The sequence below is a fragment of the Flavobacterium sp. genome (assembly GCF_043760115.1).
Taxonomy (GTDB): Bacteria; Bacteroidota; Bacteroidia; order Flavobacteriales; family Flavobacteriaceae; genus Flavobacterium.
The window spans coordinates 1-7,074 of record NZ_JAYUPK010000079.1 but is presented as its reverse complement, the minus strand read 5'-3'; the positions used below and the strand labels follow the sequence as shown (position 1 = coordinate 7,074).

8 protein-coding genes are annotated in these 7,074 nt (G+C 27.7%); 6 read left to right on the top strand and 2 right to left on the bottom strand.

Features of this window, described 5'->3' with window-relative positions; translation table 11 throughout:
* Nucleotides 1-355 precede the first annotated feature (355 nt).
* Both murB and ACH2BC_RS06795 read left to right on the top strand, forming a co-directional pair.
* Complete coding sequence (gene murB / locus ACH2BC_RS06800) at nucleotides 356-1,369, top strand: UDP-N-acetylmuramate dehydrogenase (RefSeq protein WP_395053236.1); 1,014 nt, start codon at nucleotides 356-358, stop codon at nucleotides 1,367-1,369.
* An 87-nt stretch (nucleotides 1,370-1,456) separates the two neighbouring features.
* Nucleotides 1,457-1,828, top strand: coding sequence for a hypothetical protein (locus ACH2BC_RS06795; protein ID WP_395053235.1), 372 nt, complete (start codon nucleotides 1,457-1,459; stop codon nucleotides 1,826-1,828).
* Nucleotides 1,829-1,911: 83 nt separating this feature from the next.
* Here ACH2BC_RS06795 and ACH2BC_RS06790 read toward each other — a convergent pair whose 3' ends face one another.
* Both ACH2BC_RS06790 and ACH2BC_RS06785 read right to left on the bottom strand, forming a co-directional pair.
* The gene (locus ACH2BC_RS06790) at nucleotides 1,912-2,313 is read right to left on the bottom strand and encodes a hypothetical protein (protein ID WP_395053234.1); all 402 of its coding nucleotides are present in this window, start codon (nucleotides 2,311-2,313) and stop codon (nucleotides 1,912-1,914) included.
* 297 nt (nucleotides 2,314-2,610) lie between these two features.
* Entirely contained in the window at nucleotides 2,611-3,243 is a 633-nt protein-coding gene (locus ACH2BC_RS06785) for a hypothetical protein (RefSeq protein WP_395053233.1), read from the bottom strand.
* Nucleotides 3,244-3,430: 187 nt separating this feature from the next.
* On the opposite strand from ACH2BC_RS06785, the gene ACH2BC_RS06780 reads away from it, so the two are divergent.
* From ACH2BC_RS06780 to ACH2BC_RS06765, 4 genes are all read left to right on the top strand, one after another.
* Nucleotides 3,431-3,784, top strand: a complete 354-nt coding sequence (locus ACH2BC_RS06780; protein WP_395053232.1) for a helix-turn-helix domain-containing protein — start codon at nucleotides 3,431-3,433, stop codon at nucleotides 3,782-3,784.
* A 97-nt stretch (nucleotides 3,785-3,881) separates the two neighbouring features.
* Nucleotides 3,882-4,988 (top strand): glycosyltransferase, encoded by a 1,107-nt coding sequence (locus tag ACH2BC_RS06775; RefSeq protein ID WP_395053231.1) that lies wholly within the window; start codon nucleotides 3,882-3,884, stop codon nucleotides 4,986-4,988.
* Complete coding sequence (locus ACH2BC_RS06770) at nucleotides 4,979-5,527, top strand: RNA polymerase sigma factor (RefSeq protein ID WP_395053230.1); 549 nt, start codon at nucleotides 4,979-4,981, stop codon at nucleotides 5,525-5,527. The genes ACH2BC_RS06775 and ACH2BC_RS06770 overlap by 10 nt, the downstream gene beginning before the upstream one ends.
* Nucleotides 5,528-5,804: 277 nt before the next feature.
* Nucleotides 5,805-6,614 (top strand): energy transducer TonB, encoded by an 810-nt coding sequence (locus ACH2BC_RS06765; protein ID WP_395053229.1) that lies wholly within the window; start codon nucleotides 5,805-5,807, stop codon nucleotides 6,612-6,614.
* Nucleotides 6,615-7,074 lie beyond the last annotated feature (460 nt).

Below are 7,074 nucleotides of genomic sequence, written 5' to 3'. Positions count from 1 at the left end.
AAAACCGTTGAATGACTTTTTAAATCGTGCTTTAGAAACGGAGGAATAGATTTTCAATGTCAATTGCAAAAGTCAATATCAATTACAAAAATCAATATCAATTGGAAGACAATTTTCAATTTTATTCAATTTTGTCTTCCTGAGAAGTTTATGCTGAGCGAAGAAGAAGTACAGTCGAAGGATTTTTTTGATTGAAGAATGATGATTAACGATTGTTGATTTCAGATTTTTTTGAAATTGATTTTTGAAATTGATTTTTGAAATTGATTTTGTCAACCTAAAAAGTTTATGCAGAACACTGACGAACTACAGTCGAAAGATTTTGAAAGAAGAATTAAAAATAAAATAAAACACAATGCAAATTCAAACTAATTTCTCTTTAAAAAAATACAATACTTTTAACATTGAAGCCAAGGCAAAGCAATTTGTAGCCGTTCATAGCGAAGAAGAATTGAAAATCGTTTTAAAAAATCATTCCTCAGATAAAAAATTTATTCTTGGTGGCGGAAGCAATATGTTATTGACTCAAGACATTGATGCGCTTGTAATTCACGTTGATTTAAAAGGAAAAAAAGTAATTCAGCAAGATGATAATTTTGTTTGGATAGAAAGTATGGCTGGAGAAAACTGGCACGAATTAGTTTTATTTACAATAAATCAAGACTTTGGCGGATTAGAAAATATGTCGCTAATTCCTGGAAATGTAGGCACAACTCCAGTTCAAAATATTGGCGCTTACGGAACAGAAATTAAAGACACATTTGTTTCTTGCAATGCCATAAATATTGCAACTCAAGAAGTAAAAACGTTTACCAAAGCCGAATGTAATTTTGGTTACAGAGAAAGTATTTTTAAACACGAAGCTAAAGACCAATATGTTATTACGTCGGTACTATTTAAACTAACAAAACGCAATCATAAAATAAATAGTTCTTATGGCGATATTACTAAAGAATTAGAAAATAAAAATGTAAAAACACCAACGTTAAAAGATATTTCTAATGCTGTAATTGCTATTAGACAAAGTAAATTGCCAGATCCAAAAGAACTTGGCAACAGCGGAAGTTTCTTTAAAAATCCTATAATTTCTAAATCAGATTTTGATAAAATTCACGTTTTGCATCCAGCAATGCCACATTATGTACTTTCAGAAACTACAGTTAAAGTTCCTGCAGGTTGGTTAATTGAACAAGCTGGATTTAAAGGCAAGCGATTTGGCGATGCAGGAATTCATAAAAACCAAGCGTTAGTTTTAGTAAATTATGGTAATGCAACAGGACAAGAAATTTTAAATGTTTCTAAAGATATTCAAGCGACTGTTTTAAGGGAATTTGGTATTGCTATTGAAGCGGAAGTTAATGTAATATGATGTTAGAATTTTGATATTTGATAATGGAATTATTGCTATTAAAATATAAAAAAATATAACTACATTTGTATAACAAAATATAACTATATGAGCATCAATTTCAATGATATTATTGAAACTGTAAGAATTAAAGAAAATTCTATTTCCATTAAAGCCATAGTAGCAACTGGTAAAGAAGGAGAATATTTTGTTGCAGTTTCTCCTGCAATTTTAGTTAGTGGATATGGTAGCACAAATGAAGAAGCTTATCAATCTTTTCAAGAAAATCTAGAACTTTTTTGTCAAGATTTAATGAAATTAACTAATGAGCAAAGAGAAATTGAACTGGCTAAACTTGGATTTTCAAAAGTAAAATACCACAATAAAAATTATTCTAAATCATATATTGATGAAAACGGAGTTTTACAAGGTTTTGAACCTGGAACTTTAAAAACTTCAATGCTTGAAGCTACTGTTTAATTTTAAATTCAATTACTTTTTTATTCATAAAAATACCCCAATTAATTAAAAAGTAATTGGGGTATTAGATTAGAATTAAGGAATTAATCGTCTTTAACCGTAATTACAATCTCTTCATTGAAATTATACTCACCTTTTTTAAAAATTTCTTTATTGGCAAGAATTATTTCATATGTGTAAATACCTTTTGGTAATTCTAAAAAGCATTCTTTTCCGTCGTTTTGAACTACTAATTCTTTTTTAATTTCGTTATCGTCATCATCTTTACCATAAATTTTAAAAGTTATCTTATCAGAAAGTTTGTTTTTCACACAAACACTTTCAATAATTTTAGAATCTTTAGCTTTAGTAGATGAAGCATTATTATTTTTTAAAAAACCAAGTCCATTTATTATTACCTCGCCACCTCTTATAACTTTTTCTAAATCTGATTGAGAAAATGAAAAAAATGGCAGTAAAAGATATAAAAAAAATATTTTTTTCATAATTTACAACAAGTGTTTAAATGAATACACTAAAATAAATATTAAAATACAAAATGAAATTTTTTCAAATAATGATATTTTATAAAGAAAAGACATTTTTTTATTTAGTAGGTAATCTATAAAAAAACCAATAGCAAATAATATAAAAGTAATCTTAATTATTCCAAAATCATACAAAAATTTAAATATATAACCTAACTTTGATAATTCAGGTAGTAATATTATAAAAAATCCTAAAATTAAGACATAACCACCTATAAAATTTTTCTTTTCCATTTTAAAATATTTATTTATTTGTTAATAATCACTGTAACCGCATTTTCTCATACATGAATTAAAACCTCTTACACACGCACCAACTGCATTATGGTGAACAATAGTTGCAACAACAGCACCTGCACCTGCAACTACTACATTAAAAAAGAAACCTACTCCAGAAGCACCAATTGCAGCCGCATAGTTTGAATCAGCATCACTATTACAACCAACTGCATCATTAATGCATCCAAATGAACAAGGTGCCATTTTACTTGGAACTTTTAATTTAACCTTAAAATTAGTTTCGGACAATTTATAAAAATCTTCACTAGGAATTAAAGCAAAATATTCATTATTTTCTTCAACCATTTTGTTGAATAAAGTTCCTAATGAAGTAAATTCAATTTTTAAATCGTCAATAGATGAAAAAGAAATTTTATTTTTATTTGTTTCAATCCAAACTTCAAAATCTTGAATGCTTTTTAATTCATTTAAACCTAAATTTACATCATAGTTTAATTTATCATAAAATAAATTAAATGTTTGATTAAAATTTTTATAACTTTCACTCAAGATATATTTCTCATGCAACTCATTGAATTTATCACTTTGTGAAAATCCATTAGAATTAAACATAAAAATTGTCACAATGCATAATATTAAATTTTTCATAATAAAATTGTTTAAAATTAATAATTTATTTAATTTGACAAAAACTTTCTCGAGAAATTTTGACTTTGTAAAATTGTAAAAAAACTCTCTAAAAAAAAATGTGAATATTTTAAACATTTTTTAGCATTAATGTCAAATATGAAAAAAAATTTAATAATTTTGAACATTAAATCCGAAATTTTACATTATGATTTTACAGCCAAAAGAAAAATTAAAAAAATTAAGGAAAGCTAAATATACTCAAGCAATATTTTCTGAATTAGTAGCTATGGATCAATCGCAATATAATAGACGTGAAAAAGGAAGAATTTCAATAACTGATGATGAATGGGAAAGATTTGCAAAAGTTTTAAAAGTTGATGTTGAAAATATCAAAGAATTAGATGTTCCATTAGTCAATATTACTCACAATCATGGAGAAAATGACCATTCAATAAATGGTTATGAAATTAAGGTGAGTGTACCTAAAAATATTTTTGACATATTTCATAATAAATTAGATACATTAATTACTTTAATGAGTAAAAATTATGAAAAATAAATAATTTTATTTCTTTATTTAACATCTAAAAAATCTAAAATCAATAAACAATATCTAACATACATTTAGTACTTTTGCACACGATTAAAAATTCATTATGCTGCTAATTTTACTTTGTTTATTTATTACTGTTGTTTTTGTTCAATTTCTATATTATGTAGTATTCTTTGGTAAATTCTCGTTTGCCAAACCACAAGTTAGCAAGCAAAAAAGAATTCCAATTTCGGTAATTGTTTGTGCTAAAAACGAAGAAGAAAACGTTAAAAATTTTATTCCAATTTTAGCTTCTCAAAATTATCCAGATTTTGAAATTGTGCTTATAGACGATGCTTCTTCCGATGAAACTTTAGAATTATTTGAAGCATTTGAAAAACAATATTCCAATGTAAAATTGGTAAAAGTAGAAAATAACGAAGCATTTTGGGGAAACAAAAAATTTGCTTTAACACTAGGAATAAAAGCTGCTAAAAACGAATATTTATTGTTTACCGATGCCGATTGTTACCCAACATCAACCGAATGGATTACCCAAATGAGCTCACAATTTACGCAACAAAAAACAATAGTTTTAGGTTATGGCGCGTATGAAAAAATTAAAAATTCATTTCTAAATAAAATTATCCGTTTTGAAACCTTATTAACTGCTATACAATACTTTGCTTGGGCAAAACTTGGAAAACCTTACATGGGAGTTGGTCGAAATCTTGCCTATAAAAGAGAAGAATTTTTTAAAACTAACGGATTTATAGATCATATGAAACTACGTTCTGGCGATGACGATTTGTTTATAAATCAAGCAGCCAATTTTAAAAATACAACTATAAGTTTTGCACCAGAAAGTTTTACTTATTCTAAACCAAAAACTTCTTTTTCCGATTGGTTTACCCAAAAAAGACGCCACGTTTCTACAGCAAAAAACTACAAAGCGTTCGACAGAAGTCAACTGGCATTATTCTATGCTTCGCAATTATTATTTTACATTTTGCCAATAATCTTGTTAATTTTTCTTTATCAATGGATTGTGGTATTAAGTTTGATAATATTTCGATATATTTTTGCTTGGATATCTTTAGGATTTTCGGCATCTAAATTAAAAGAAAAAGACGTAATGTATTGGTTTCCAATAATCGAAATTACACTAATTTTTACACAATTAAATATTTTTATCACCAATACATTCTCAAAACCAGTACATTGGAAATAAATGCTCATATTGACAAAGCCAAAAAAGGCGATCAAGTTGCCTTTACCTATTTGCTTGACCATTATTGGAACGAAGTGTATGGATTTATGCTTAAACGCACTGAAAATGAGACAGATGCCGAAGACATTGCCATAGAAACATTCTCTAAAGCTTTCGATAAAATTGCAACTTATAATCCTGAATTTCAATTCAATACATGGTTAATTGCAATTGCTAAAAATGTTCATATAGATTTACTTCGCAAAAAAAAATCGTCCCATTTTGTAGAAATCACAGATGAAGAAGACCAACAAGCATACAACGTTGCCGACAGTTCACCATCAGCCGAAGATGAACTAATTACAGAGCAAAATCTTTCTAGATTATTGCAATTCATAAAAGAATTAAAACCTCATTATCAAGAAGTTATACAACTTCGTTACTTTCAAGAACTCAGCTATCAAGAAATTTCAGAGCAACTTAACGAACCGTTAAGCAATGTAAAAATAAAACTCCTTCGTGCCAAAAAACTCTTGGCAGAAATCATTCAAAATAAATAGCTTTTTTAGAAACGAATGGCTTGGGCTTTATTTATATAGGTAATTCCTGCCTTCCATTCTATTCCCAATGAAAAATTGGGAGATGCCATTCCAGTCAGGGTTATTTAATTTTTGTATTGCATTTTTATAACTTAGTTTTTTACTTCTTTCCGTTCTGACAAAGTATGTTAAAAAATAATACACTTATAACACAATTTTAACAAATAGTATACGTTATAAAAGTATAAAACACATCAATTATGTAACATAAATACTTTAACCCTTAATTTTTATTATTATGAGAAATGTTAGTATTTATGAAAAAAAATGGCTCGACCTAGTTTTTGAAGGAAAAAACAAAGAGTATGGTGCGTACAAACTTCGCCAAGAGCAAAATAAAACAACAACTATCGCTTTTATTTTTGGAATGACTTTTTTATGCAGTTTTGTTTTTCTGTTAAGTTCATTTACAAAACCTGAACCAGTTACTATTATTTGTGATTTACCAAAAATTACTCCAGTTCATTTAGCTAAAGATCCAATAATTGACCAACCAAAAGTTGAACCAATAAAACCAAAAAGCAACCCAAAAACTCCAATTGAGGTAGAAAAATCAACTGGACCAATGGTTATTGTAGAAACGCCAGCAGCAATTGTAGATGTTCCAACAAATATTGACAGACCAAATACTGCAATACCACCAACTGGAACTCCAACTGGCGGAACTGAACCATATGTAGCGCCAACAACTGGTGGCGGAACTATTCCAACAGTAATTATACCAAAACCAACTGGACCAGTTGCAACAAGTGAACTTGACAGACAGCCAAATTATCCTGGTGGAATGAAAAATTTTTATGAATATGTTGGAACAAATTTTGACAGAAATAATCTAGACGAAGGAGAAACTATTAGAGTAAAAGTTTCTTTTGTAATAGAAAAAAATGGCACAATGACAGACATTAAAGTTTTAGAAAAAACAAATTCTACAATAGATAACGAAGCAATTAGAGTTTTAAAATCTTTAAGAACTAAATGGTCTCCAGGGTTTAAAAACGGCGAACCTGTTAGAACTCAATTTACATTACCAATTACTGTAGTGTTATAAATCTATTTTATTTATTTTTCTAAGAAAACTTGTGAGTTGAAATTTTAACTTGCAAGTTTTTTTACTTGAGTTTTGTTTTAATAAATATATTTTTATCGTACTTCTTTCCATTCTGATTCCAAAGTTTTAGAAGAAGAATCTCTGTTAAATTAATTTAACTTTTATTTCGTTTATGTAAATTGATTTTAGAGACTCTTCCTTCGTCAGAATTGTAGATGTTAGATATTTCGGTAACAAAATTAACTTTGATAAATTTTGTTACAATGAGAAACAACAGCCAAGATTTCACATTAGAAAGGAATCTTCTAATTCAAACTTCCATCACCAACTTACTAATCAATTTTCTTTAGTGATTTTTTATATCTTATCTGTTAATCCAATGATTATATAAGCAAAAAAAATCCTCATCATTAATCTGATGAGGATTTAAAGAAAGGCGGCGACATACTCTCCCACAAAT